Origin of the sequence: Variovorax sp. J22G73 (genome assembly GCF_030317035.1) — a bacterium.
Taxonomy (GTDB): domain Bacteria; phylum Pseudomonadota; class Gammaproteobacteria; order Burkholderiales; family Burkholderiaceae_C; genus Variovorax.
This window is the reverse complement of the sequence record NZ_JASZYK010000001.1, coordinates 714,551-738,890: the sequence shown is the minus strand read 5'-3', so window position 1 is coordinate 738,890 and position 24,340 is coordinate 714,551. Positions and strand designations below refer to the sequence as shown.

Here is a 24,340-nt window from a genome sequence, read left to right as displayed (position 1 = left end):
TTTTGCCGTGCCCGAAGCGGCGCCCGGAACCACGACGCCATGAGGTGGCAACCGACGCGCCAAATGCAGGCGCACGCCTACAATCAGGCCATGCCTAGCTCCACACTCCTGGTCGCCCGCCGCATCCTGCTGGCGCTGGCTTTCACAGCCCCCCTTGCCGCCGTGAGCGTCGTGCACGCGCAGCAGCCCGCACCCGCTGCAGCACCTGCTTCGGCAGCCCCCGCCCAGGCGCTACCAAATCAGGAGCAGTCCGCCGCCGACGGCCGACGCAACCAGAAGGTCGAGAACCTCCACACCGAAGACAGCGGCGCCTCGGTCGACGAAGTCCGCTACGGCGGCCGCACGCAGAGCATCAACGTCAAGCCCAAATCGAACGTGCCGGGCTACGAAGTGCTGCCGGCCGACCAGGCCACCGGCCGCCAGGGCTCCTCGGAAACCGGCGCCAACGGCCCGCGCGTGTGGAACGTGATGAAGTTCTGATGGCCGTGCGCTCCCTCGTCTTCGCTTTCGCTTCCCTTTGCGTTCCTGCCGCGCCCGCCGCGGCAACGCCCCGCTGAACACCCCCATGGCAGTTTTTACCGAAGTCGGTTTCGGCGAGGCAGACGCGCTCGTCCAACGCCTGGGCCTGGGCCCGCTGCGCGAGCTGCGCGGCATCGAGGGCGGCATCGAGAACACCAACTACTTCGCCACCACCGAGTCGGGCGAGTTCGTGCTGACGCTGTTCGAGCGCCTGAGCGCCGAGCAGCTGCCCTACTACCTTTGCCTGATGAAGCACCTGGCCGGCGCCGGCCTGCCGGTGCCCGCGCCCGTGGCCGGGCCTCCCGTGGTCGAGAAGGCGAAAAAGGGCCAGCTGCCCCTGCAGTCCGCCGAGGCCGACTGCGACCTGCTGCACACCGTGGCCGGCAAGCCGGCCGCCGTGGTGCTGAAGCTCTCAGGCCGCAGCGAGCTCGCCCCCGGCGCCGCGCACTGCGCCGAGCTGGGCGCCATGCTGGCGCGCATGCACCTGGCGGGGCGCGACTTTCCGCGCACCCAGCCCAACCTGCGCGGCCTGCCCTGGTGGAACGACACGGTGCCCGTGGTGCTGCCCTACATCGAGGAAGCGCAGGCCGACCTGCTGCGCGCGGAGCTGGCCTACCAGAACCACGTGGCCGAGTCGTCGGCCTACGCGGCGCTGCCACGCGGCCCGGTGCATGCCGACATGTTCCGCGACAACGTGATGTTCGCCACCGGCCACGGCACGGATGACGCCGACGGCCACGCCCCCCGCCTGACCGGCGTGTTCGACTTCTACTTCGCCGGCACCGACACCTGGCTGTTCGACCTGGCCGTGTGCCTGAACGACTGGGCCATCGACCTGCCGAGCGGCCGGCACGACGCCGAGCGCGCCGACGCATTGCTCTCGGCCTACGAAACCGTGCGCCCCCTGAACGCCGCCGAGCGTGCCCTGCTGCCCGCCATGCTGCGCGCCGCGGCGCTGCGCTTCTGGATCTCGCGCCTGTGGGACTTCCACCTGCCGCGCGAGGCAAGCATGCTCAAGCCCCACGACCCCGCGCACTTCGAGCGCGTGCTGCGCGACCGCGCCTCCCACCCGCATGCCATGGCCCAGGCGCTAGAGCCGGCCATGGCGGCCTGACCGCAACACATGAAACTCAACCTCGTGCCGGCGCGAACCGGCGCCGCCTGGGTCCGCCTCGGACTCAAGACCTTCTGGCGTCAACCGCTGGCCTTCATCTCGCTGTTCTTCCTGCTGATGGCGGTCATCTCGACGATGTCGATCGTGCCCATCCTCGGCAGCCTGCTGGCGCCCGGCCTGGTGCCATTCATGACGCTGGGGCTCATGGTCGCCACGTCGGTGGCGTACACGGACAACGCCGAAGGCGTCGGCCGCGCGGGCGACACGCAGCGCCCCACCGGCTCGGCGATGTTCGTGGCCGTGTTCAGCGCCATGCGCACCGAATGGCGCTCGCTGGTGGTGCTGGGCGTAATTTCCGCCGTGTACTTCGTGCTGGCCGTGATGGTGACCACGCTGGTCGACGGCGGCCAGCTCGCCCGCGCCTACCTGCTGGACGACCCGCTCACGCCCGAGGTCATCGCCAGCAGCGACTTCCAGCTCGCCCGCATGCTGCTGATGTGCCTGAACCTGCCGCTGTCGCTGGCCATGTGGCACGCTCCGGCGCTGGTGCACTGGCACCGGGTGGAGCCGGTGAAGAGCATCTTCTTCAGCATCGTGGCGCTGTTTCGCAACTTCGGCGCCTATGCGCTGTTCGGCATCGCGTGGTTCGGCGTGTTCCTGATCGCCGGCATCGGCATGGGACTGGTCGCCACGCTGCTGATCGGCGTGGGCGCGCTGGGCTCGGGCGGCGCCGCGCTGGCGGTGGGCAACGTGCTGATCGTGGGCACGGCGCTGGTGCTGGCGGCCATGTCGCTGAGCTCGACCTGGTTCACCTTCCGCGACACCTTCGAGCCGAACTGATCCTGGCCGGGGCCGCCAGGATCGGGCTTTGCCTCAGCCCGCCGGCGGTGCCCCGTCCTTGCGCAGGCTCGCGAACAGCGACCACGCCATTCCGGCCAGCAGCAGCAGGCCGACGCCCAAAGCCCCCCACAGCCACCACTTGCGCGAGGCCACCTGGGTGGGAACCGGCGCCTGCACCGCGGCGGCAACGGCAGCAGCGGCCGCATTGACTGCAGCCACGGGCAACGCCACCGACGCACCGTCCGCCACCACCGGCTTGTCCGCGGCATAGCCCGGAATCAGCGTGGACAGCGCCAGTGGCGCCCCCGGTACGCTGCCTTCCACGGGACTTGCGGCATTCGCCTGCGGCGTGGCACTCCACGCCAGCGAGAAAGGCGCCGCGCCCTGCGCCAGGAACACCAGCGTGCGCGGCACCGCGCCCACGGCGATGCTCGGCGGCGTCGCGCCCAGAACACTGATCGGCCCCGCGGTGCGCAGTCGCAACCGCGCGTACACCGCCCCGTCGAGCGCCAGCAGCGGCGAGCGCGCCTCGCCGCCGGCCTGCGCCAGCCGGTACGCCACGGCATCGACCAGCGGCGCCTCGTCCGGCCCCGCGTTGCGCACCACCGGCCTGCGCTGCTGGTGGCGCAGGGCGTACAGCGGGTTGCGCGGCACCGACTGCTGCGCCGCTGCAGGCGCCGCCACGGAGTCGGACAGGCCCGAGACGCCCACCTGCGCCAGCGTGTTGATGTCGGCCAGGTCGATGCGCAGGCTCTGCACCGGCAAGCCGCGCGGCAGCACATAGTCGCAATAGTCGGTAACACAGCGTTCGGGCCGGAGCGCGGCGGACCATTCGAGCGGCGCCACGGGCTCCACCTCTTGCACGCTGTCGATGCCCACGGCGGTGAGCGTGGCGCCCTGCTTCGGGTCGCTCCAGCGCAGGCGCAGGAAGCGCGTGCGCAGGTTGTTCAGGTCGACCGCGAGCCGCTCGATGGTCTGGCCGCCATGGGCCAGCCGCACTAATTGCTCTTCGCCGCCCACGGGGCGCCACTGGCGCAGGTCGTCGCTGGCTTCCAGGCGAAAGGCAAACAGGCCGCGCGCATCGGGCGCGATGTCGAAGCGGGCCTGCAACAGGCTGCCCTTGACCTGGCTCACGTCGATGAGCCACTGCGCCGCGTCGTCGGTCCTGGCCGCGGCATTTTTTGTTTCGAGCACCAGCGAGCCGTCGGCGCGCAGCGAGAACGCGAGCGCGGCGTCGCCCGATGCGGCGCTGCTGCCGGGCAAGGCAAAGATCGGCACGTCGCGCGAGGCCGTGCGCGGCGCGGCGGCCTCGTTGCGCAGCCAGGCGTAGGGCACGGCATGCCCGGCGGCGTTGTGCACGCGCAGGTCGCGCAAGTCGGTGTACGCAGCGCGGCCGTAGAGGGCCAGCGGCAGCGTGAGCCGGTGGTAGGGGCCGGCGCCCTGCAGCGTGATCGGCGCGGTCAGCGCGGTCAGGGCGGTCGCCGCGGGTTGTGCGCTCGCGAGTCCGCTGGCCACGGCCACCAGCGCGACGCCTGCGCGAAGGGTCCACATCGCCTGCGTGTTCATGCCGCACCGCCTTCCGCCGGCGCCTTCGGCTCCGGCACTTCGGGCATCTCTTTGTCGTCTTTCTTTTCGCCCTCCTTCTTCGGCGGCACGGGCGCGAAGTAGCCCACCAGCAGCAGCAAGGCCCCCACCCCGATGAACGACACGATGCGGAACAGCCCGCCCCGGTCCGCCAGCTCGACGAAGAACAGCTTCAGCACCACCACGCCCAGCAGCGCCGCGCCGGCAACCCACAGCGTGCGCACCCCGCGCGAATGGCCGAGCACCATGGCGACGACGCCGCACACCGCCCAGGTGATCGACAGCGCCGCCTGCGTGAGCCACGAGGCGTACAGCGCGTCGAAGCGCCACTCGACGCCTGCGTAGTGATGGCAGGTGCGCAGCACCATGCCGGTCAGCAGCGCCAGCCCGGTGAGGCCGGCGGCGCCCTTGGCGACCATCGGTTCCACGCGCGCGAACGAGCCGGCCGGCAGCGCGCGCCACCAGAGCACCAGCGCGAACAGCACCAGCCATTGCGCCAGCTCGAGCGGGTTCAGCAACGGCACATAGGGCAGCGGCGACGCATCGCCGGGGCTCACCGCGTTGGTCACCCACACCCAGGCGAGCACATAGACCGCCACCGGCGTGGCGGCGAACTCCAGGTAGGCGCTGCGGAACTCGGTGAGCGGCCAGCGCCGCAGCAGCGCGCGCGAGCGCAAGGCCCACAGCACCAGCGCCGGCACGATCGCCCAGCCCAGCAACTGCCAGCTCGACCACTCTGCACCCACGCGGCCCAGCTGCCATTGGCATTCGCGCGCGGCCAGCACCAGGAACAGCCAGAAACCGGCGACGTGGAACGGCGTCAGCGCCGCGGCGCCGAACCACCGCTTCTGCGCGTGCAGCAGCCGCAGGTGCCACGCCAGCGCCAGCGGCCACGCGAGCCAGCCGAGCGCGCTCGACGGCACATAGAACAGCGTGGCGCCGCCCGCGATGCCATAGGCGGCGATCAGTCCGAAAGCCGGCAGCGTGGCGAGCGTCGCCTTGCCGAGCTGCGCCCAGTCGCGCCGGTGCGCCACCACGGCGGCCAGCACCGAGGTGACCAGCACCACGGCCATCGCGCCCGCGGGAATGTGGCTTGCCAGACCATGGCGGTTCAGCACGCGAACGGTTTCGTCGAGCGTGCCGAACAGCCACCAGCCGAGCCCCCAGACCATCGGCGCCCACAGCACCGGGGGCACGGCGCACCAGGCGTTGGCCCAGCGCTTGCGCGCGCTGCCCGCCGGCACGCTCGCACCGGAAAAAGCCGCACGGGCCTCGTCGCGCAGCCAGTCGCCCGCCAGCAGGGCGGCCAGGCCGAGCACCACCGGCGTCCAGAAGCCGAGGTGGGCGAAAGCCGGCCGCACGACGTTCCCACCGCCAGCGCCATCGGCGGCGGAAATGCCGAAGGCCACGGCGGCGATCACCTGCAGCACACCGGCCAGCGCCGCCAGCGGAAAGTGCGCCATGCGCAGCCCGACCCACAGCACCACGGTCGCCGTGAGCGGCCACAGCAGCGCGGCCTGCGCGAGGCTCAGCTGGAACAGCATCGCCAGGTGCAGCAGGCTCACGCCCGCGATCACGCCGACCACATTGCCCAGCGACCACACCGGCTGCACGCCGCGCGCCAGCGCCGCGCGGTGCGCCTGCAGCATCGACCAGGCGGCGCTGCCGAGCACGCTCAGCGCAATCACGCAGGCCACGGCCGCGCCCTGCCAGCCGCTTTGCAGCACCTGGCCGTCGACCACCTCGCCGGTGCCGTGCAGCGTGGCGACGAAGCCCGCCACCGATAGCGCCTGCATGCCGAAGCTCACATGCGTCAACGGCAGCAGGGAGAAGCGGATCGCCACGGCGAAGGTGAGCGACGCCAGCACCGCGGTGGCCGCGGCGGCCCAGGGCGGCACCAGCCACTGCCACGGCAGCAGCGTGAGCGCGGCCATGGCCAGCCAGGGCAAGGCGATGCCGGCCAGGGCCTCCACGCCCCTGCCCTCGTCAAGCTTGGCGCGGCGATGGATGGCCCACATCGCGAAGGCGCTCACGGCCACCAGCACGGGGCCGATGAAAGAGCCTTCGAGCAGCGGATGGCCCGGCGCCGCGTCGAGCCCCGTGGCTTCGAGCAGCTTGACCACCGCGCCGGCGAACACCACGAACGCGAAGGCCCGCGCATAGACGCGGCCCTGCCGCGCGCCCAGCCAGTACATGCCCGCCGCCTCGACGGCCCAGGCCGCGCCGGTCCACTGCCCTTCGAGGCCCAGCGGAATGGCCAGCGTGCCGAAGATCACGCCGACGATGGCATAGGCCTCCGCCAGCAGCGCCAGCCCCTTGGGCTGCGTGGCGAACACCAGCCGCCCGAGCACCAGGTAGAAGGCCGACAGCGCCATCGCCGAGAACGCGGCACCGTATTCCCACGGACGCATCAGCAGCACCTGCATGCCGAACGCGACCATCGGGGTGCCGAACACCAGCGAGCTGTCGACCCGGCCGGCGCGGCGCAGCGTGTCCAGCGCGCGGCTGGCCAGCGGCTGCGCGGGCTGCACCGGCGCGTCGAACAGCGTGCGGCGCGCGAACAGCAGTCCGATGACGGTGAACAGCAGGAAGAACACCACCAGAAACGGCTGCACCGTCGCGTACTGGTCGTCGGTGTAGTACTTGTGCGCCCAGCCCGCGGCCAGCGTGAAGGTGCCGACGAAGCCGATCAGGTTCAGCACGCGCCACGCCTTGAACCAGGCGATGAGCACGATGCCCACATCCAGCACCAGCAGGTAGGTGAAGAGGCCCACCGGCTGGTTGGAACCGGTCGATGCGAGCACCGGCGCCGCGAAGCCTTCGAGCGCGGCCACGATGGCCAGCAGCGGCGCGTTCTGCAGCACGGCCAGCGCCGCGCTCAGCACGGCCACGCCGAACAGGAAGGCGAAGCCGATGCTCGCCGGCAGCAGGCCGCTGAGCTTCATGGCGGCCAGCGTCGTCAGGTAGAACACGCCGATGCCGGCGCCCTGAAGAATCAGCGCATAGCCCGCGCGCTTGTGGCGCAGCAGCCAGCCCAGCACCAGCAGGCCCGCGCCCACCAGCGCCACCGCCGCGTAGCGCAGCTCGATCGGCACGGTGACGCGTTCGGCCGTGTAGCGCAGCAGAAAGGCCAGCCCGAGGAACAGGATGAGCACGCCGAGCTTGACCAGCGTGTTGCCGCCGAAGATCAGGTTGGCGAGGGGCGCGGGCAGGCGGTCGCGCAGCGGCACTGGCGGCGGCGGAGGTGGCGCAGGCGGGCGACGAACCGGTGCGGGTACGGCCGCGGCCGCGGGCGTGGGCGTCGGGGTGGCTGCGGGTATGGCAACTGGCGGCGTGGCTGCGACGGCGACAGGTTGAGGCTGCGGAGCCGTCGTTGGTTGAGCGGCAGCCGGCTCCTGTGCCGCGGCCACCGTCGACTGCATGCGCGACAGGCGGGCCTGGGCAATTTCTTCGGCACGGCCTTCGAGGGTCGCGACGGGGAGCGAGGGGGCGTCGGTCAATGGCTTGCCGGCCATCGACGTGGCCAGTTCGCCGGGAATCAGTTCGGGGATCGCGGAAGGCTCGACTTCGGCGGCCTCGGCCTGCGCGCCCTGCGCCAGTCGGCGTTCGAGCGAGGCAACCCGCTGCTCGAGCTCCGACACGCGCTGCTGCAGCTTCAGCATGCCGCCCTGCGGGGCCGGCGTGGCGGCGATGGCCTGGGTGTTGGCGTCGAGCGAGCCGGTCGCGCGCTCAGCCTCGGTGCGATGCGGCTCGGACTTTTTCTTCTTGCCGAACAGCTTCGGCAACGCGAACGCGCCGACCACCGCAAGCACCAGCGCCACGGGCACCGACTCGAACAGCGCACCGATGAACAGGCCGGCAATGATGCCAATGAACCACATCCCTGACTCCCCTTGTTTGGCGAGTGCGGAGTGTACGGCGGTTCAGGTCAAAAGCGCCCTTTGCACGCGCCCTGCCTGCATTGTTAGCTATAGCTTTAGTAGCAACCTCAGATCGGCGTGAGCTTGGCCACCGACAGCGCCAGCCACTTCACGCCATGCCGCGCGAACTTGACCTGCGCGCGTGCGTCGTCGCCCGAGCCTTCCAGCGCGGTGACCGTGCCTTCGCCGAACTTGTTGTGGAACACCTGCATGCCCGAGCGCAGGCCGTGCGAAGGCGCGGTCTTCTGCGGCGGCACCGGCGGGCTGGCGAAGGTGTCCTTGTCGCGGCTGCTGCCACCGCTGTAGGCGTTGCCGCCGCCGTAGCCCCCTGCCCCGCCGCGCGTGCTGCCGTAGCCGCCGCCGTAGCCGAAGGCCGAGGGCGTGAAGCCCTGGTTCTTGGGCGTGAGCCACTTCAGCGCGCCTTCGGGCAGCTCTTCGAAGAAGCGGCTCTTCACGTTGTAGCGGGTCTGGCCGTGCAGCATGCGTGTCTGCGAGTGGCTCAGGTACAGGCGCTTGCGGGCGCGCGTGATGGCCACGTACATCAGGCGGCGCTCTTCCTCGAGGCTCTCGAAGTCGCTCATCGAGTTCTCGTGCGGGAACAGGCCCTCTTCCATGCCGGTGATGAACACGCAGTCGAACTCCAGGCCCTTGGCGGCGTGCACCGTCATGAGCTGCACAGCGTCCTGGCCGGCCTGCGCCTGGTTGTCGCCCGACTCGAGCGCGGCGTGCGTCAGGAAGGCGGCCAGCGGGCTCAGCGTTTCGCCGGTTTCGGCATCGGGCGCGAGCGGCTCGTCGATCACCGGGCGGGTCAGGTCGATGCCCTGGCTCGCGGGCGACTGGCGTAGTTCGTCGACCGGCAGCGCCACGGCGTCGCGCCCGAAGCCCTCCTGCGTGACGAAGCTTTCGGCCGCGTTCACCAGTTCTTCCAGATTCTCGATGCGGTCGGCGCCTTCGCGGTCGGCCTTGTAGTGCTCCACGAGGCCGCTGTGGTCGAGCACCAGCTCGATGATCTCGCGCAGGCTCACGCCCTGCGTCTGCTCGCGCAGCACGTCGATCTTGGCGACGAAGCCCGTCAGGTTGGCGCCGGCCTTGCCGCCGACCGCGCTCACCGCGTCGTGCAGCGAGCGGTTGGCCGCGCGCGCGGCGTCCTGCAGGGTTTCGAGGGTGCGCGCGCCGATGCCGCGCGGCGGAAAGTTGACGACGCGCAGGAAGCTGGTGTCGTCGTCCTTGTTCTCCAGCAGGCGCAGGTAGGCCAGCGCGTGCTTGATTTCGGCGCGCTCGAAGAAGCGCAAGCCGCCGTACACGCGGTACGGCACCGAGGCGTTGAAAAGCGCGGTTTCAATCACCCGGCTCTGCGCATTGCTGCGGTAGAGCACGGCCATTTCCTTGCGGTCGAAGCCGTCGCGCGCGAGCTGGCGCATTTCCTCGACCATCCACTGCGCCTCGGCCAGGTCGGTCGGCGACTCGTACACGCGCACGGGTTCGCCGGGGCCCTGGTCGGTGCGCAGGTTCTTGCCCAGGCGCTTCTTGTTGTGGCTGATGAGTTCGTTGGCGGAGTCGAGGATGTTGCTGTAGCTGCGGTAGTTCTGCTCCAGCTTGATCTGGTGGCGCACGTCGAACTCGCGCACGAAGTCGGTCATGTTGCCCACGCGCGCACCGCGAAAGGCGTAGATGCTCTGGTCGTCGTCGCCCACGGCGATCACGCTGTTGTTGCCCGGCGTGAAATGGCCCGCGACGGTGTTGCCGGCGAGCATCTTGATCCACGCGTACTGCAGGCGGTTGGTGTCCTGGAACTCGTCGATCAGGATGTGGCGAAAGCGCCGCTGGTAGTGCTCGCGCACCGGGTCGTTGTCGCGCAGCAGCTCGTAGCTGCGCAGCATGAGCTCGCCGAAATCGACCACGCCTTCGCGCTGGCACTGCTCTTCGTACAGGCGGTAGAGCTCGACCTTCTTGCGGTCGTCCTCGTTGCGCGTTTCCACGGCGTCGGGGCGCAGGCCGTCTTCCTTGGCGCCGGCGATGAACCACTGGGTCTGCTTGGCGGGAAAGCGCTCGTCGTCGACGTTGAACTGCTTCATCAGGCGCTTGATGGCCGAGAGCTGGTCTTGCGTGTCGAGGATCTGGAAGGTCGACGGCAGGTTGGCCAGCTTCCAGTGGGCGCGCAGCAGGCGGTTGCACAGACCGTGGAAGGTGCCGATCCACATGCCGCGCACGTTGACGGGCAGGATGGCCGTCAGCCGCGTCATCATTTCCTTGGCGGCCTTGTTGGTGAAGGTCACGGCCAGCAGGCCGCCGGCGGAGACCTGCCCCGTCTGCAGCAGCCATGCGATGCGCGTGGTGAGCACGCGGGTCTTGCCGGAGCCCGCGCCTGCGAGGATGAGCGCGTTGCCTTCGGGCAGCGTGACCGCGGCGAGTTGCTCCGCGTTCAGGTTGTGCAGCAGCGGCATGTCCGAAGGATTCGGGAGGGGGGCGTCAGCCGCGGGATCGTTAAACAACATCCTGCGATTGTAGAAACCACTGCGTATGCGGGTTATATGAAGAATCGGAAGACCCGCCGTCGCGAGACCGCGTAGACTCAATCACCGGGCCCAAGTTTCTTGCGCCCGGTTTTTTGTGGGCGTCTTTTTTTGCAAGGCGCACCGCGGAAACCGGCCGGACCAAGCGCTCATTCGTTTCTTTCAACGATCCCGGCCGCCGCCGGGCCGCCCCAAGGCGGCTCGAGCCTCCCCCCTCGGGGGGGCGAAGCACACGCAGTGGCAAGCCGGGGGGCCATATTTACTGGAGCCTGGTCATGCAAATTTTCGACTACGACAACATCCTTTTGCTCCCGCGCAAGTGCCGCGTGGAGAGCCGCTCCGAGTGCGACACCAGCGTTACGCTGGGCGAGCGCAGCTTTCGCCTGCCGGTGGTGCCGGCCAACATGAAGACGGTGGTCGACGAGTCGATCTGCCTGTGGCTCGCGCAGAACGGCTACTTCTACGTGATGCACCGCTTCGACCTCGACAACGTGCAGTTCGTGAAGGACATGCAGGGCAAGGGCGTGTTCGCGTCGATCTCGCTGGGCGTGAAGAAGGCCGACTACGACACCGTCGACACGCTGGTGGCCGAAGGCCTGGTGCCCGAGTACGTGACCATCGACATCGCGCACGGCCATGCCGACAGCGTGAAGAACATGATCGGCTACCTCAAGCAGAAGCTGCCGAAGACCTTCGTGATTGCCGGCAACGTCGGCACGCCCGAAGCGGTGATCGACCTGGAGAACTGGGGCGCGGACGCAACCAAGGTCGGCATCGGCCCGGGCAAGGTCTGCATCACCAAGCTCAAGACCGGGTTCGGCACCGGCGGCTGGCAGCTGTCGGCGCTCAAGTGGTGCGCGCGCGTGGCGACCAAGCCGATCATTGCCGACGGCGGCATTCGCGACCACGGCGACATTGCCAAGAGCGTGCGCTTCGGCGCGTCGATGGTCATGATCGGCTCGCTGTTCGCGGGCCATGAAGAGTCACCAGGCAAGACGGTGGAAGTCGACGGCGCGCTCTTCAAGGAGTACTACGGCTCGGCCAGCGACTTCAACAAGGGCGAGTACAAGCACGTCGAGGGCAAGCGCATTCTCGAACCCGTGAAGGGCAAGCTGGCGGACACGCTGGTCGAGATGGAGCAGGACGTGCAGAGCTCCATCAGCTATGCCGGTGGCCGCGCGCTGATGGACATCCGCAAGGTCAACTACGTGACCCTGGGCGGTGACAACGCGGGCGAACACCTGTTGATGTAAGCCCGCCCGGCGCGGGTTCGCCGGGCGCTCGTCGTCAGGCTTCGAGCAGTTGCACCGCGTGGCGGTGCAGCGCGTGCGCCGGATCGGCGAGTGCTTCGACCACGCCGAAGTGGTCGAGCCCCGGCAGCACCTCGCACACCGGCACGGTGTTGCGGCCCCAGGCGTCGCGGATCAGGGCGTTGTGGCGAATGAATTCCTCGCTCTCCTCGCCACCGGCGGCCGCATAGAGCTGGCCGCGTTGGGGCGCCGGCCACAACGCCGGGCTCGCTCGCAGGGCATCGGCGTCGCTCAGGTTCAGCGTGCGCTCCAGGAAAGGCGTGCGTTGCAGCGGGCGCAGGTCGTAGAGGCCCGAGACGGAAAGCGCGTTGCGCACGAGCTGCGCGGGCAGGTCGGGCGCGACCGCTTTCCAGTCGCAGGCCAGCAACGCCGCCGCCATGTGGCCGCCGGCTGAATGGCCCGCCACGGTGATGCGCGACGGATCGCCACCGTACTCGGCAATGTGGCGCCAGGTCCACGCGAGCGCGCGCACCATCTGCAACATGATGCCGGGCACCGTCACCGGCGTGTCGGGCGTGCCCGGGCACAGCGCGTAGTTGGGCTGCACCACGCAGATGCCGCGGTCATTGAAGGTGGGTGCGATGAAGGAATGGTCTTTCTTGTCCATCGCGCGCCAGTAGCCGCCGTGGATGAAGACCAGCACCGGCGCGTCGGGCACCGGCGCCAGGAACACGTCGAGGGTTTCGTTGATGCCATCGCCGTAGGGAAGGTCGATGCGGGCGTCCAGCACGTCGCGCGCGGCGGCTGACTCGCTCGCCCAGCGCGCGAAGTACGCGGGGTGGTCTTTTACCCGGGCGAGGTTGTTGTACATGCCTTCCAGCCAGGCGGGATCGAACGAAGCCATGCGATTTTTCTCCGTGTTTCGCGAGCCGCGCATCTTGGCACGCCGGCATGCGCCAAAACAGGAGTTCTGAGTAGAATCCGCCCTGCGTTGGGGGGGTAGCTCAGCTGGGAGAGCGCCGCGTTCGCAATGCGGAGGTCGTGAGTTCGATCCTCATCCTCTCCACCAACCGATACGAAAAAGGCCTTGGCTTCTGCCAGGGCCTTTTTTTCTGGGGGCTCAGCTGTCCAGCGTGAGGTGCTGGCCGTGCAGCGCGGCGGCTGCCGGCGACGCGAGAAAGCCGATGGTCTGCGCCGCGACCGAGGTCGAGACCCACTCGGCCGGATTGGCATCGGGCATCGCCTGCCTATTGGCAGGCGTGTCGAGCACGCTGGGCGCCACGCTGTTCACGTTCACACCATGCGGCGCCGCTTCGGCCGCCATGGCTTCGACCAGGCGCTGCAGCGCGCTCTTCGACGCGATGTACGCCGCCATGGCCGGCATGCCGCGCGCCGCCACCTTCGCCGTGACGGCGATGACGCTGCCCGCGCCCCGTTCGATCATCGCGGGCAGCACCGCTTGCGTTACCGCCACGAACGACCACGCATTCAGGTTCATCATGCGGTCCCAGCTCTCGCGCGTGAGCGCATGCGTGGCCTCGCCCATCTCGAAGCCACCCGCGATGTGGACGAGCGCATCGATGCGGCCGAAAGACTTGAGCGCCTGCTGCGCGAGGCCTGCCATCTCCGATGCCGACGTCACGTCGCCGGCCATCAACAAGTGCTGCGAGTTGTCGAGACCGGGAAAGACTTCGGCGAGCCGGCCTGCATGGTGATCGACCAACGCAAGGCGCGCGCCTTGGTCGAGAAAGTGCTGGGCTACGGCGCGGCCCAATGCGCCTGCGGCGCCGGTGATCAAGACATGGGGCGTGGTGCTTGCGTCGCTCATCGAAATTCTCCTGGTTGAAGGGCGGTGCCCTGCGTTGATGACGAATCCTAACGGTCCGACTACAAATTTTTTGGACAAGCTCAAAAACTGGGATATACTCGTGGTCTTGCCAGATAGCACTAAACGCTTTCTAAGCAAGGGCTCTTAGCTCAGTTGGTAGAGCAGCGGACTCTTAATCCGTAGGTCGAGTGTTCGAGTCACTCAGGGCCCACCAACCAACATTGCGGAAACGCTGAAAAGCCCGCTACCTTACCGGTAGCGGGCTTTTTTCATTGTGCTTCGACCGACCGCGCGATCCAGTCGTCGACACACCGCGCCAGCAGATCCTGACGCTCTTTCACTTCCGCCATCAGATATTGCCTTGCGTGCGCTTGCGCCAACGCGTTGGACATGAACCACTGCGCCCGCTCCGCGCTTCCCTGTGCAGGCGGCGTGCCCCATGCGGCAGCGCTCGCCCCGAGAAACGCTTCGGTCACCGGCAAGCGCCCATCGGTCTTGCCCAAGGTCGACAACGAATCACGCGGACCATCGAGCGCAATGCGCACCCTCACGACCTCTTCATCCACATCGATGAGCGCACCAAGGCCGCCCGACTCATGCACTTGCCAAAGCTGCGCGGCGGACGCGTTGCGAACCCAGCTATCGAGGGCGCGAATCAAACTCTCGAGGATGTCTTGCTTGTTCATATGGAAATCTTTCACAGTTCTGGTGCGGACTTTGGCTCAACCGCGCCCGGCGCAGAGCGCTGATGTTCAAAGACCACGGAGTCAACGGGCCTGGCGATATGCATACACGCGTGAGCTATATTTCCTCCCATGCAAAAGGCGTCCGACATAGGCAAACCCACGGTACCCATCGACCTGATCGGGCCCGACCACTGGCCCCGCTCGAAGCGAGGCGGCGGCCGTGCAACCAGGGTGCTCCTTGTCGTCGTCGGCGGCATTGCTGCCGCAGGCGTCATCGCCTACCGCTTCTTCGGCGTGGGACGCTGACAACCCGGCATCTCTCACCGACGAGAAAGCCCGCCGTCCGAAAGACAGCGGGCTTTTTTCATGGGCGCAGGCCGACATCAAAGCCACGCCCTCATTGAAGCCGCGAGCCCTTGGGCAGGCGCCTCGACAGCCACTCGTGCACGTCCGCACGGATGTTGCGGCCTTCGAGCAAGAAGTTCTCGAAGCGACTCGGCACGTACGGCAGGTAGACCAGCGGCATGTCCGCCTCTTCCGGCGTGCGCGCGGCCTTGCGGTTGTTGCAGACAGCGCACGCGCTCACGAGGTTGGTCCAGGCCCAAGGTCCGCCACGTGACTCGGGCACTACGTGTTCACATTGCAGATCGCGGTCATGGAACACCTCCGCGCAGTACGCGCAGGTGTGGCGATCGCGCCGCAGCAACTTGGCCTTGGTGACGCTCGGAACCACGTCGAAGAGGTTGATCTTCGATGCACCGCTCAACGCGATGATGGGCGCCACGTCGATGCGCGACTGCACACCGCGCGCCACGTTGAAACCGCCGCGCAGCGTGGCCAGCGGCAGGTCGCCGTCTTCCCAGGCCACGGAGCCGGTGGCGTAGTGCAACACCGCCTGCTCCAGCGAGATCCAGGCCTGCGGCGTGCCCTGAATGTCGAGTTGCAGGACGTGTGGTTGCATGTCTCGCCTCCTTTCGTGGCGATGGTCTTGGAAATGAAAAGTGAATAGAGCGGAGTTAACGAACGAATCGAGCTACCACTCGCCCGACGCACGCACGCGTTGATCGAGGTCTACACCGTCGAATGGCGGTTCGCCGCCAGGGAAATTCGGCGCGGCTTCCGCTGCGCGCCGCGCATCGGCAACGATGCCGAAGCATTGGGCCAGGGCGACCACCAGGCGCCTGCGTGGCAGTGCCGGGCGCACGGTGATCATCCGGACCGGGTTGTTGCGCTTGCGCATGGTGACTCTCCTTTGTGTGTGACAGCAAACAGTAAAACGTGGCCCCACGTGCACGACTCGAACGTGCAACCCCTTGCTTCGTAGGCAAGTGCTCTGATCCATTGAGCTAACGCGGGTCTAAAAAAGCAGTGCCCTCTTCCATTTCGGTTGTGTCCTCACGCGACGGGCAGCGCGCTGGGCGCTGCCCCGCAAGACGTCGCTGCACAGGAGTGATCAGTTCCTGCACATCCCGCCAGACCGTCTACGCGGTGGGCCCTGGCGGTGTGGTGAAGGCACACCCGAAATGGCAAACAAGGCACGAGTGCAAAGCAAAAAACAAAAAGGCCCGGAACCTTTCGGTGTCCGGGCCTCTGCATGAGAGAGCTTGGAAGGCTTGCGCCTATGCGCAACCTCCACCCGGTAGCACCTGATCCTCGAGTTTTCCAATGCGCAGACTGGCTGCGGGGTTCGCGGAATACACGTGGCTCTGGTGCTTGTTCGTTCGGACCGACGGCATGCTGTCGAAACCACCACATGCTTGGACGTGCACGAGCGATCGGCCCGAGGCGGGTCGAATGCTGGTGAGGTTCAATGCGGTGTTCACGATGGTTCCTGAATAAAGAATTGCCGATGTCGGCTGTAAGGGCTGGAAAGGTTTGCGGCTGGACCGCGACTGAAGACGACTGTAAATAGTGTTTACGCGACCGTCAACAACCGGGACAATCTTTGTCGTCTTGTTGTTGTTTTTGAACAGTGCCCAATACCACCGTCGCGCGTCGTCGCAATGCCCTCGCGTTGCATCGTCGCTTTCTCGAAGAGGCCGTTGCCGCTGGCCTTCCTGCCAAAGGCCTCGACCAGGCATTTGCCAGGAAGATCGAAATATCCCCGAGCATGTGGAGCCAGATCAAGAACTCCCGCCCCATCGGCGACAACCTGGCGAGGCAGATCGAAAAGCACTGCAGCGTGGTGCCAGGCTGGCTCGATGAACAGGAGCGCGCCTCCGAAGTCCCCGACGCAGCGGAAGAGCGCTTCATCGCGGCAGCGCGCGAAGCTTGGCGCACGGCCAATGCAAAGGGCAAGAAAGAACTTGGCGGCTGGCTGAAGAAGCGCGCCATGGACGCGGCGGACGCCGAAGCCGCGCCCTCACCCCATACAGTTCAGTTGTAGATGATGGTGAAAGTGGCGGACGCGTTGGCCGGCCCAGGCGTCACCTTCGCCGCGGTCTGGATGTACCTGGCACTGAAAGGAATGTCGTAGCTGGCAGAGGTGGGCAGCAAACCAAGACCAGTGGCGCGCTCACTCGACAGCTGCACGGGTTCACCTGCCCTGCTGCCGATCTGTATGCCCACTCCCGTCGCGGCGGCGAGCTTGCCCGCCCCGGCAGGGTCGATGCTCAGGATGCCGTTGGTCAAGTCCACCGCCCGCCTTACCGGATCGATGCGCACCGCCAGCGAATTGCTGACCTTCGCACCATCCTTGGTCGTGCCTGATGGGTTGTCGCCGCTGTCCGCTATCCAGGAAGGCCCGGCATTGACGAACGAACCCCAGAACGCAGGGCAGTTCCTCAGGGACACGACAAAGTTCTTCCAGGGTGTCGACGTGTTCACGCCTTTGAAGTCGCTCACCCTCTGCGACCCCATGGCAACCGTCTGGTCCGGGGTGGTGCACGTTTGGGCAACGATATTGATCGTTCCGCTGACACTCATCCAGAAACCGCGCACCGACGTGTTGCCGATGTTCATGGAGTTTTCGACGGTCGGCAGGTTCGAGCCCTGAATGGTGCCTGGGGAAACGTCACCGATCTTGATCAACAGCAGTTCGAAGTTGGAGACGTTGTCGAAGTAGACCGTGCAGTTCGGAGTGGTTGTGCAGAACGGAAACGGGCCCGTCGTGACAGGTGCCACGCCTTGGTTGTTTTGGTAGACCACGCCGATGCCGGCGACATCGGTCAGATAGACCTTGCCCGCATAGGGCCCCGTTGACCAGCTGCTCAAGGGCCTGGGAGCGCTCGTATAGAAATAGTTGATCTTGACTGTGAAGGGGCCTGACTCACAAAGAACATTGATGGGCTTGGCAGACCTGTATTGCTGCCGGTACACCACCGTTCCCACGGGCACATCACGGCCCACTGTGATATTGGCGACCTGCAGCGGCATGTAGCCGCTCGACGGTCGGCTGCCATCGTTGAAGATGCAACTTGTCGCCATGGCCGCGCCGGCCATGCCCCAGATTCCGCACAGCAGCAGCACGGTTCGTATCGCGGTCCAGATCTTCATGGTTCCCTACTTCTTGTCAGGAGTGACGGCCGTGGCGTTCGCAAAGCGCTGGCTGGCGGAGCACACGCTGTCCAGTTTCAGAAGGCCGCTCTGGCCGCTCCGGGCGCTTTGGTCGTTGTGGTTGTTTTGGGCGCTGTGTTCGGCTTGTTCGGCCAGCGCCGGAAGCGCCAAGGTACAGCGTTGTCGCGCCTGGTTCCCCCAGCTCACAACCAACTGGCGCGTGTCTTCCTTGACCCGCACATACAACTGACCGCCCTGTCCCGCCACACCGACGGAACTGCCGTCTTCGCCCACCACATTCGCACCGAACGGCAGCGGGCTGCCATCGTCCAGGCGCACGTTGAGCAACAGCGCGCGCCCGCTGCGGGTGCCGTACTTGAGGTACACCACAGCGCCGGCACGCGGCGCCACTTGCTGGCTGGTTTCCCCAAGCTCCACATTCATGGACGTGCCGACAGGGTCGATGGCCACTTCGTTCAGCTCGTAAGGCCGCAGGTAAGGCACGACCGCGTGACCGCTGGCGTCGAGCCTCAGCCCCGGGTAGCCGACGACCTTCGCGCCTTGCGCGCCCTGCGCCTTGATAACGGCGATGGTCTCACCGCGGTAAGGCGTCAGGGTCACACCGCCCGGATGGGCGACCACCGTGCCGCTCATGCCGAACGATGCGCTGCGATAGCCATCCCCGCGCCCCAGCGAGCCAGTCAGCATCGCACTGGGGCCCGTGTACTGCCCGTTGAGTGCCGTCGACAGCTTGCCCGCGCTGTCGCGCCCGAAGGTCGCGCCGTAGCCGTACTGGCGGTCTTCACCGGCGGTTCCGCTGAGCGTTGCTTGCTGGTTGGTTTTTCCGTAGGGGTCGCGGCCGGCTTGCGCGGTCAGTTGCGGTCCTTCACCAAGCGCACCCAGCGGAATGCTCATGGTGAGCAGCACGCGATTCATCATGTCTCCATGTCCGCTGCGACTGCGATTGGCGCTGATGCCGAAGCTCAGGCGGCCGACCTGCTTGCTGTAGCTGGCCTGGTACTGCACGTCGGTGCCCGACCTGTTCCAGTAGTCCTGCGTGTAGCCGCTGATCGCAATCTGGCCCCACGTGCCGAGGCTCTGGTCGACGGAAAGAGAGAGGCGGCTGCGCGGACGCGAGAGTTGGTTCACGTCGTAGCCCCGCTTGGCTGCATCCAGCTGCTGCATGGCATTGCTGAAATCCAGGAAGCCCTTGGTTGAGTACCGGTAGGCCGCGAGCGCGAAATTGCTGCCCGTACTAAGAATGTTCTTACTGTAAGAAACGCGCATGCTCTGGCCCTTGGACGGACCCGTCAACAGGTCAGTCTGGGCATGCGTCAGGTCGAGCGCCACTGCGCCGATCGGCGTGCCGAATGCAAGTCCCGCAAGAAATGATCTGTAGGCGTCGCTCGCCTGGACGCCGCCGTACGCGGTGAAGTTGTTGTTCAGCCCGTATTGAAAGGTGCCCTGCAGCAGGCTCGACTGCTTGTCGACAAAGTTGCTGCGGGTCCGCCCGCCGGTGAGACTGAAGCGCATGGTGCCCGGGCGCAGCAACTGGCTGACCGAGGCGTACGGAACCACGAAGATCTGCTGAGAGCCGTCCGCTTCCGAGACGGTCACGTTGAGGTGTCCACCGTAGCCGGTCGGGTACAGGTCGTTGATGACGAACGCGCCCGGCGCCACCGTGGTTTCGAGCAGCACATTGCCCGACTGCCGGATGGTCACGCGCGCGTTGGTCCGGGCGATGCCCCGAATGACCGGCGCATAGCCACGCATCGAGTCGGGCAGCATGCGGTCGTCGCTGGCCAACTGCACGCCGTTGTAGGCCAAGGTGTCGAAGATTTCGCCGCTCGTATTGGCCTGGCCCAAGGTGAGCTGGCTCTTCAGCGAAGTCACGTCACGCTGCACATAGGTGTTGAGCGCGTGATATTGGCTGCCGGCCCGGGGCTGCCAGCTCATCGCGCCGCTGTGGCGAAGGCGCCAGCCTCCTAGGTTGAAGCCACCGTCCAAGCCGAGGTACGCAGAAGAAAAATTGCCACTGCGGGTGGTGTTGTGGCTCGTGTTCAAGTTGTAGCTGAGCATTCCTGCCGTCACGCCACGGTTCCAGAGCTCGGGGCTGACATGGCCGCGGGCGTTGTGCCGCATCGCTGCTTGCGGAATGCTGATTTCAAGGAGTTGGCTCTCCGGCGTGAAGGTCGCGGAGGCGCTTTCGATCAACGTTCCCAGCGATGGGCATCGGCCTGCCTGCTCGCCTTTCGGCAGGGTCGACAAGCGGCCGACATCGACGCCCAGCAACTCGAGCAATTCCCGGGTGACACACACCACAGGGTTGCTGCCGTCGCTGTTCGCATCGATGCGAACGTCTTGCCGCGTGGTCAACTGGCCGTTCAGCATCACGTCGGCGCGGTATCTGCCGGGCAACACCGGGTTGCCGCTCTGGTAAGCGCTCAGGTCGAGATGCCGGGAGTCCTCCGGCAAGAAAGCGCTGTTGAACTGAACGTTCTCGGCGTTCGCCGCCGATGCGGTCAGCGCAACCGAACAGAAGGCCAGGCCGCGCATTGCTCGGAACGCCACCGGCTCGCTGACGAGGACGCGGCGCTGCAAAGGCGCGCGCCCGCAAAATGACGAATTGCTCATGGGTCGACGAGGACTACTGCCCGGACCCAAAGGGCCTGAGCGGCTGCTTGACGGGAACCAGGGCGCCGTAGTCGTTGATGGCGTTGAACTCGACCGTGGCGCCCGCCGGCGGAACGGCGCTAGGCTCTTTCAGGTCGAAGGTCTCGGTCTCGCCGGGGCCCACCATGCCGTCTTCACTTGCGATGTGCTGCGAATTCGCGACCACATTCAGATCGGCCAGCGAGACGTGGAATGCCGAGGGGTTGAATGCCTGCAATGCATAGCCCGGCCCATTTGCAGCACGGACGACTTTCCATTGAATTTGCTCCATGGCTTCGATTGGATTGCCGGAAAGACCTACGGGACGGAAAAAAATCTTGATGCGCGAGCGAAATGCCATTTGCAGGACATTGGCGTCCGGCTGCGCTTCCGGGGCAGGCGGAATTTCCAGGACGTTGAGCCAGAACACGGCCTCTTTGGCCTGCTGCAACGGGGCGCCCGTGAAGATCATGCGCAGGCTTTGGCCCTTGGAAGGATCGATGCGAAAGACCGGCGGCGAAAGAATGAACGGTGCGCTCGAACTGCTGGGACTGGAGGTCATGTCACCCGTATCGATCCATGCTTGAACCAGCGCGGGCAGCGACCCGTTGTTGTTCAGCTTCACGGTGACTTCTTTTTGAGCGGCGGGGTAGATCACGCGAGTGCCGGTGATCACCACGCCAGCCACCGCTTGCGAGCCAACCAGCAAGACGGAGGCGGCCAGCGCCAGGCGCTGGACGAAAGACTTGAGAGACATGACGAACTCCACGGTGGCATGGGCGCACATCCCAGGGAACGTGCGCCCAGTCGGCCGCTTTACTTGTAGTTGATGGAGTAGGTCACCGAGCTGAGGACGGTGCCTGCCGTGGCCTTGCCGGTAGCGAAGTACTGAACCGCGTACGGCAGCGTGGCCGAATTGGCGGTGATGGCCGTGGCGGTGGTTGCCGTGACTTGCGAGGTGTCGCCAGCCTTGATGACATTGCCGTTCGCGCCATCCACGAGCTGAAGCTGAACCAACCTGGCGGTGCCGGTCGTGTTGCGCAGGTTGTTGGTGATCGCGTCGACGGTTGCGCCGGACTCGAAGAACGCCGAGGCGGTGGTCGCAGGACCGGAGCAAGCGCTCAACCCGATCTTGAAGCCGGTCTGGCCGGTCGTCTTGCCGGCGGTGTCCAGGAGTGCGCTGGAAACCGTCGGCAGCGTGACCGTCGAGACGGCGGGGCTCACCTGGCCGTTGACGGTCACGGTGCAGGTCTGGTCTTTGACTTCACCAGCGAAGTTGATCGTGCCGTCTGCGGCGAATGCGGATTGGGCGGCGGTGGCAGCGATCAGGATGGAAAAAATGCGGGACTTGGAAATCATTGAAGAAAACTCCGGGGAGATGGTTGCTGTTTATTGACGTTCTCTTTTCAGGTAAGCGTCTGCGCGATAACGCAGACCGCAATTTAGAGAAGGCCCTCTCGCCGGCCCATAAGACTGGTCCTATAAATAAAACTGGTCTAGGAGTCTGTGGAAAAAGCCGCAATAGCGCGGTGTTGCGCACGGGCGCGCGCACCTCGTTCGAGTCGACAGCGGTCTGCCAGAGCCCAAGAAAAGCAGGTCAACCAAAAAAGAGCAGCCCGTCACGCTGCGGCGTGACGGGCTGAAATGCTGCGGGAATTTGGACGCTGAACAGGCCTGTCTAAGAAAACTCTGAGCGGGTCAATCTCGAATCTGGAGCCCCAATGAGAAAAGCCCACGTTCGCAAGGAACGTGGGCTTTTCGGGGCGAAGCGGCTGTCAAGCCGCCCGCAAAGGATCAGCGGCTGGGCTTGAACGAGCGCTTTTGCGCGTCGCGGGGCACGAAGACCTTGCCCGGACCGCCGTGGCCTGCGCCATTGCCGCGGGGAGCGAAGCCCTCACGGGGTGCAAAACCTTCACGCGGTGCGAAACCTTCGCGGGGAGCGAAGTCGCCGCGGCCGCCGCCGTTGCCGCCGCGCGGTGCGTTGTCGCCCCAACCCGGCTTGCGACCGTAGCCACCACCGCCTTCGTCACGGCCACCGCCGAAACCAGCGTTGTGACCGCCACCACCCTGGCCGCCGAAGCCACCGCCACGCGGTGCCGGGGGACGCGAGCCGCGGTCGTTGAAGCCGCTGGCGCCAGCGTAGTTGCTGTTGCCGCCACCGAAACCACCGGCGTTGCCGCCGCGATGACCACCACCGCCGCCGAACTTGCGGTCACGCGACTGGTTGTCGCCGCGGCCGCCGCGGTATTCACCTTGCGGCGGACGCGATTGCGGCATGCGCTGTTGCGGTTCCATGCCGGGCACCACTTCCGCCTTGAACTGCTGGCGGCTGTATTGCTCGATGTCCATGATCTTGCGGCGATCGCGGAACTCGGCGAACGTGATGGCCAGGCCATCGCGGCCAGCACGGCCGGTGCGGCCGATGCGGTGGGTGTAGTCCTCGGCCTTCATCGGCAGGCCGAAGTTGAAGACGTGCGTGATGGTGGGAACGTCGATACCGCGGGCGGCAACGTCGGTGGCCACCAGGATCTGCACCTGGCCTTGGCGCAGCGCCATCAGGCGACGATTGCGCAGGCCCTGGCTCAGGGCACCGTGCAGTGCCACGGCGCTGAAACCGTCTTGCTGCAGGTCGGCGGCGAGGCCGTCGCACTCGACCTGCGTGCTCGCGAACACGATGGCCTGGTTGATGGTGGTGTCACGCAGCCAGTGGTCGAGCAGCTTGCGCTTGTGCTGGCTGTTGTCGGCCCAGTACAGCGACTGCTTGATGTTGGCGTGCTTTTCTTGCGGGCTGTCGATCGTGATGCGTTGCGGCTCGCGCATGACGCGCTGGGCCAGCTGCTGGATGCGCGGCGCGAACGTGGCGCTGAACATCATGGTCTGCTGGCGCTCGATGGTGAGCTGGTTGACTTCGGCCAGGTCGTCGGAGAAACCGAGGTCGAGCATGCGGTCGGCTTCGTCGACCACCAGGAACTTGACCTGGTCGAGCTTGAGCTGCGACGAGCGTTGCAGGTCGAGCAGGCGGCCGGGCGTGGCAACCACGAGGTCGGCGTTCTGCAGCTTGGCGATCTGCAGCTGGTAGGGCATGCCGCCCACCACATTGGCGACGCGCAGGCCGCGGCAATGGCGAACCAGTTCGATGGCGTCGTGCGCCACTTGTTGCGCGAGTTCACGCGTCGGGCACAGGATCAGGGCGCCGGGGGTGGCGGCCTTGAAGTGGCGGGCGTTGGTCGGGTCCTTGCGCTTCGGCTTCTTCGGCACGGCTTCGCCGCGGGCGGCGGCTTCGGCGGCCAGGCGCTGGAATTCGGCCTTGGCTTCGGCTTCGGCTTCGGCCTGGCGCTTCAGGAGTGTGTGCAGCACGGGCAGCAGGAAGGCCGCGGTCTTGCCCGAACCGGTCTGGCTGGACACCATCAGGTCGACAAAGCGGGCCTTGCCGTCCTGGCCGGCTTCACCGCCCATGGCGAGCGGAATCACCTTGTCTTGCACGGTGGTCGGCTGGGTGAAACCCAGGTCGGCCACGGCGGCGATCAGTTCGGGAGCGAGGCCGAGACGGATGAAGCCGTTGGGCAGGCTGGGTTCTTCCACCGCGGCCACTTCAGGGGCGGCTGCATCGAGCGCCTCGAGGATGGGTGCTTCGGACACGGTGTCCACAGCAGCGGTGAATTCGTTATGGGTAGCGGATTGCACAGGCGCGAACTCGCCCTGCGCTTCAAAAGCGTCGGTCATGAATATCAATCTCAAACGCGAGCGCTGCCGTAGGCGGCGCCCCGTTGGTGGTTAAAAACATCAACCATCCAACGACATTCAACTTCGGGCTGACGCCTGAGGTTGCGGCCCTTTTTGATCAGCGAATGCGATCGGGCGCGGTGTGCAAGATAGGGAGATGCAAGAGACGCTGACCGGGCTTGGAACACCTACCTGATCAGCGAAGCCTGCGATTAT

Annotated in this window: 19 protein-coding genes and 3 tRNA genes; 8 read left to right on the top strand and 14 right to left on the bottom strand. The window is 66.5% G+C overall.

Annotation, left to right across the window (positions count from 1 at the left end):
• The first annotated feature begins 90 nt into the window (after positions 1 to 90).
• The 3 genes from QTI51_RS03335 (at position 91) to QTI51_RS03325 (ending at position 2,473) form a co-directional block, all read left to right on the top strand.
• Positions 91 to 480 carry a hypothetical protein gene (locus QTI51_RS03335; RefSeq protein ID WP_116908551.1) on the top strand — a complete coding sequence of 130 codons (390 nt, stop codon included), beginning with the start codon at positions 91 to 93 and terminating at the stop codon, positions 478 to 480.
• An 85-nt stretch (positions 481 to 565) separates the two neighbouring features.
• Positions 566 to 1,633 (top strand): homoserine kinase, encoded by a 1,068-nt coding sequence (locus QTI51_RS03330; protein WP_116908552.1) that lies wholly within the window; start codon positions 566 to 568, stop codon positions 1,631 to 1,633.
• A gap of 9 nt (positions 1,634 to 1,642) precedes the next feature.
• Positions 1,643 to 2,473, top strand: a complete 831-nt coding sequence (locus QTI51_RS03325) for a BPSS1780 family membrane protein (RefSeq protein WP_116908169.1) — start codon at positions 1,643 to 1,645, stop codon at positions 2,471 to 2,473.
• 33 nt (positions 2,474 to 2,506) lie between these two features.
• Here QTI51_RS03325 and QTI51_RS03320 read toward each other — a convergent pair whose 3' ends face one another.
• The 3 genes from QTI51_RS03320 to QTI51_RS03310 form a co-directional block, all read right to left on the bottom strand.
• The gene (locus QTI51_RS03320; protein WP_286512871.1) at positions 2,507 to 4,039 is read right to left on the bottom strand and encodes a DUF3999 domain-containing protein; all 1,533 of its coding nucleotides are present in this window, start codon (positions 4,037 to 4,039) and stop codon (positions 2,507 to 2,509) included.
• Positions 4,036 to 7,938 (bottom strand): DUF2339 domain-containing protein, encoded by a 3,903-nt coding sequence (locus QTI51_RS03315; protein WP_116908170.1) that lies wholly within the window; start codon positions 7,936 to 7,938, stop codon positions 4,036 to 4,038. The genes QTI51_RS03320 and QTI51_RS03315 overlap by 4 nt, the downstream gene beginning before the upstream one ends.
• A gap of 107 nt (positions 7,939 to 8,045) precedes the next feature.
• Positions 8,046 to 10,472: a UvrD-helicase domain-containing protein gene (locus QTI51_RS03310; protein ID WP_116908171.1), complete on the bottom strand. Its 2,427-nt coding sequence runs from the start codon at positions 10,470 to 10,472 to the stop codon at positions 8,046 to 8,048.
• Positions 10,473 to 10,765: 293 nt separating this feature from the next.
• Between QTI51_RS03310 and QTI51_RS03305 the strand changes: the two genes are divergently transcribed.
• On the top strand, positions 10,766 to 11,743 hold the full coding sequence (locus QTI51_RS03305) for a GMP reductase (protein ID WP_116908172.1): 978 nt from the start codon (positions 10,766 to 10,768) through the stop codon (positions 11,741 to 11,743).
• 34 nt (positions 11,744 to 11,777) lie between these two features.
• On the opposite strand, the gene QTI51_RS03300 is transcribed toward QTI51_RS03305, so the two are convergent.
• Positions 11,778 to 12,644: an alpha/beta hydrolase gene (locus QTI51_RS03300; RefSeq protein WP_116908554.1), complete on the bottom strand. Its 867-nt coding sequence runs from the start codon at positions 12,642 to 12,644 to the stop codon at positions 11,778 to 11,780.
• A gap of 89 nt (positions 12,645 to 12,733) precedes the next feature.
• On the opposite strand from QTI51_RS03300, the gene QTI51_RS03295 reads away from it, so the two are divergent.
• Positions 12,734 to 12,809: transfer RNA gene (locus QTI51_RS03295), tRNA-Ala, on the top strand.
• A gap of 51 nt (positions 12,810 to 12,860) precedes the next feature.
• Here the strand turns inward: QTI51_RS03295 and QTI51_RS03290 are convergent.
• Positions 12,861 to 13,568, bottom strand: coding sequence for an SDR family NAD(P)-dependent oxidoreductase (locus QTI51_RS03290; protein WP_116908173.1), 708 nt, complete (start codon positions 13,566 to 13,568; stop codon positions 12,861 to 12,863).
• Between the two features lie 138 nt (positions 13,569 to 13,706).
• Between QTI51_RS03290 and QTI51_RS03285 the strand changes: the two genes are divergently transcribed.
• Positions 13,707 to 13,782 (top strand) — tRNA-Lys (locus tag QTI51_RS03285).
• A 55-nt stretch (positions 13,783 to 13,837) separates the two neighbouring features.
• Here the strand turns inward: QTI51_RS03285 and QTI51_RS03280 are convergent.
• On the bottom strand, positions 13,838 to 14,254 hold the full coding sequence (locus QTI51_RS03280; protein ID WP_116908174.1) for a hypothetical protein: 417 nt from the start codon (positions 14,252 to 14,254) through the stop codon (positions 13,838 to 13,840).
• 129 nt (positions 14,255 to 14,383) lie between these two features.
• Here QTI51_RS03280 and QTI51_RS03275 point away from each other — a divergent pair, with 129 nt between their 5' ends.
• Complete coding sequence (locus QTI51_RS03275; RefSeq protein ID WP_165840286.1) at positions 14,384 to 14,560, top strand: hypothetical protein; 177 nt, start codon at positions 14,384 to 14,386, stop codon at positions 14,558 to 14,560.
• A 91-nt stretch (positions 14,561 to 14,651) separates the two neighbouring features.
• On the opposite strand, the gene QTI51_RS03270 is transcribed toward QTI51_RS03275, so the two are convergent.
• The 3 genes from QTI51_RS03270 to QTI51_RS03260 all read right to left on the bottom strand — a co-directional run bounded on the left by QTI51_RS03270 (position 14,652) and on the right by QTI51_RS03260 (position 15,610).
• The gene (locus QTI51_RS03270) at positions 14,652 to 15,215 is read right to left on the bottom strand and encodes an HNH endonuclease (protein WP_116908175.1); all 564 of its coding nucleotides are present in this window, start codon (positions 15,213 to 15,215) and stop codon (positions 14,652 to 14,654) included.
• 72 nt (positions 15,216 to 15,287) lie between these two features.
• Positions 15,288 to 15,494: a short-chain dehydrogenase gene (locus QTI51_RS03265; protein WP_116908176.1), complete on the bottom strand. Its 207-nt coding sequence runs from the start codon at positions 15,492 to 15,494 to the stop codon at positions 15,288 to 15,290.
• 39 nt (positions 15,495 to 15,533) lie between these two features.
• Positions 15,534 to 15,610 (bottom strand) — tRNA-Arg (locus QTI51_RS03260).
• Between the two features lie 616 nt (positions 15,611 to 16,226).
• Between QTI51_RS03260 and QTI51_RS03255 the strand changes: the two genes are divergently transcribed.
• Positions 16,227 to 16,640, top strand: a complete 414-nt coding sequence (locus QTI51_RS03255; RefSeq protein WP_116908177.1) for a hypothetical protein — start codon at positions 16,227 to 16,229, stop codon at positions 16,638 to 16,640.
• On the opposite strand, the gene QTI51_RS03250 is transcribed toward QTI51_RS03255, so the two are convergent.
• From QTI51_RS03250 to QTI51_RS03230, 5 genes are all read right to left on the bottom strand, one after another.
• Positions 16,631 to 17,749 (bottom strand): fimbrial protein, encoded by a 1,119-nt coding sequence (locus tag QTI51_RS03250; protein WP_116908178.1) that lies wholly within the window; start codon positions 17,747 to 17,749, stop codon positions 16,631 to 16,633. The genes QTI51_RS03255 and QTI51_RS03250 overlap by 10 nt on opposite strands.
• A gap of 6 nt (positions 17,750 to 17,755) precedes the next feature.
• Entirely contained in the window at positions 17,756 to 20,383 is a 2,628-nt protein-coding gene (locus tag QTI51_RS03245; protein WP_286512879.1) for a fimbria/pilus outer membrane usher protein, read from the bottom strand.
• Between the two features lie 13 nt (positions 20,384 to 20,396).
• On the bottom strand, positions 20,397 to 21,158 hold the full coding sequence (locus QTI51_RS03240) for a fimbrial biogenesis chaperone (protein ID WP_116908556.1): 762 nt from the start codon (positions 21,156 to 21,158) through the stop codon (positions 20,397 to 20,399).
• Between the two features lie 59 nt (positions 21,159 to 21,217).
• The gene (locus tag QTI51_RS03235; RefSeq protein ID WP_116908179.1) at positions 21,218 to 21,760 is read right to left on the bottom strand and encodes a fimbrial protein; all 543 of its coding nucleotides are present in this window, start codon (positions 21,758 to 21,760) and stop codon (positions 21,218 to 21,220) included.
• Between the two features lie 435 nt (positions 21,761 to 22,195).
• Complete coding sequence (locus tag QTI51_RS03230) at positions 22,196 to 24,124, bottom strand: DEAD/DEAH box helicase (protein ID WP_116908180.1); 1,929 nt, start codon at positions 24,122 to 24,124, stop codon at positions 22,196 to 22,198.
• Positions 24,125 to 24,340 lie beyond the last annotated feature (216 nt).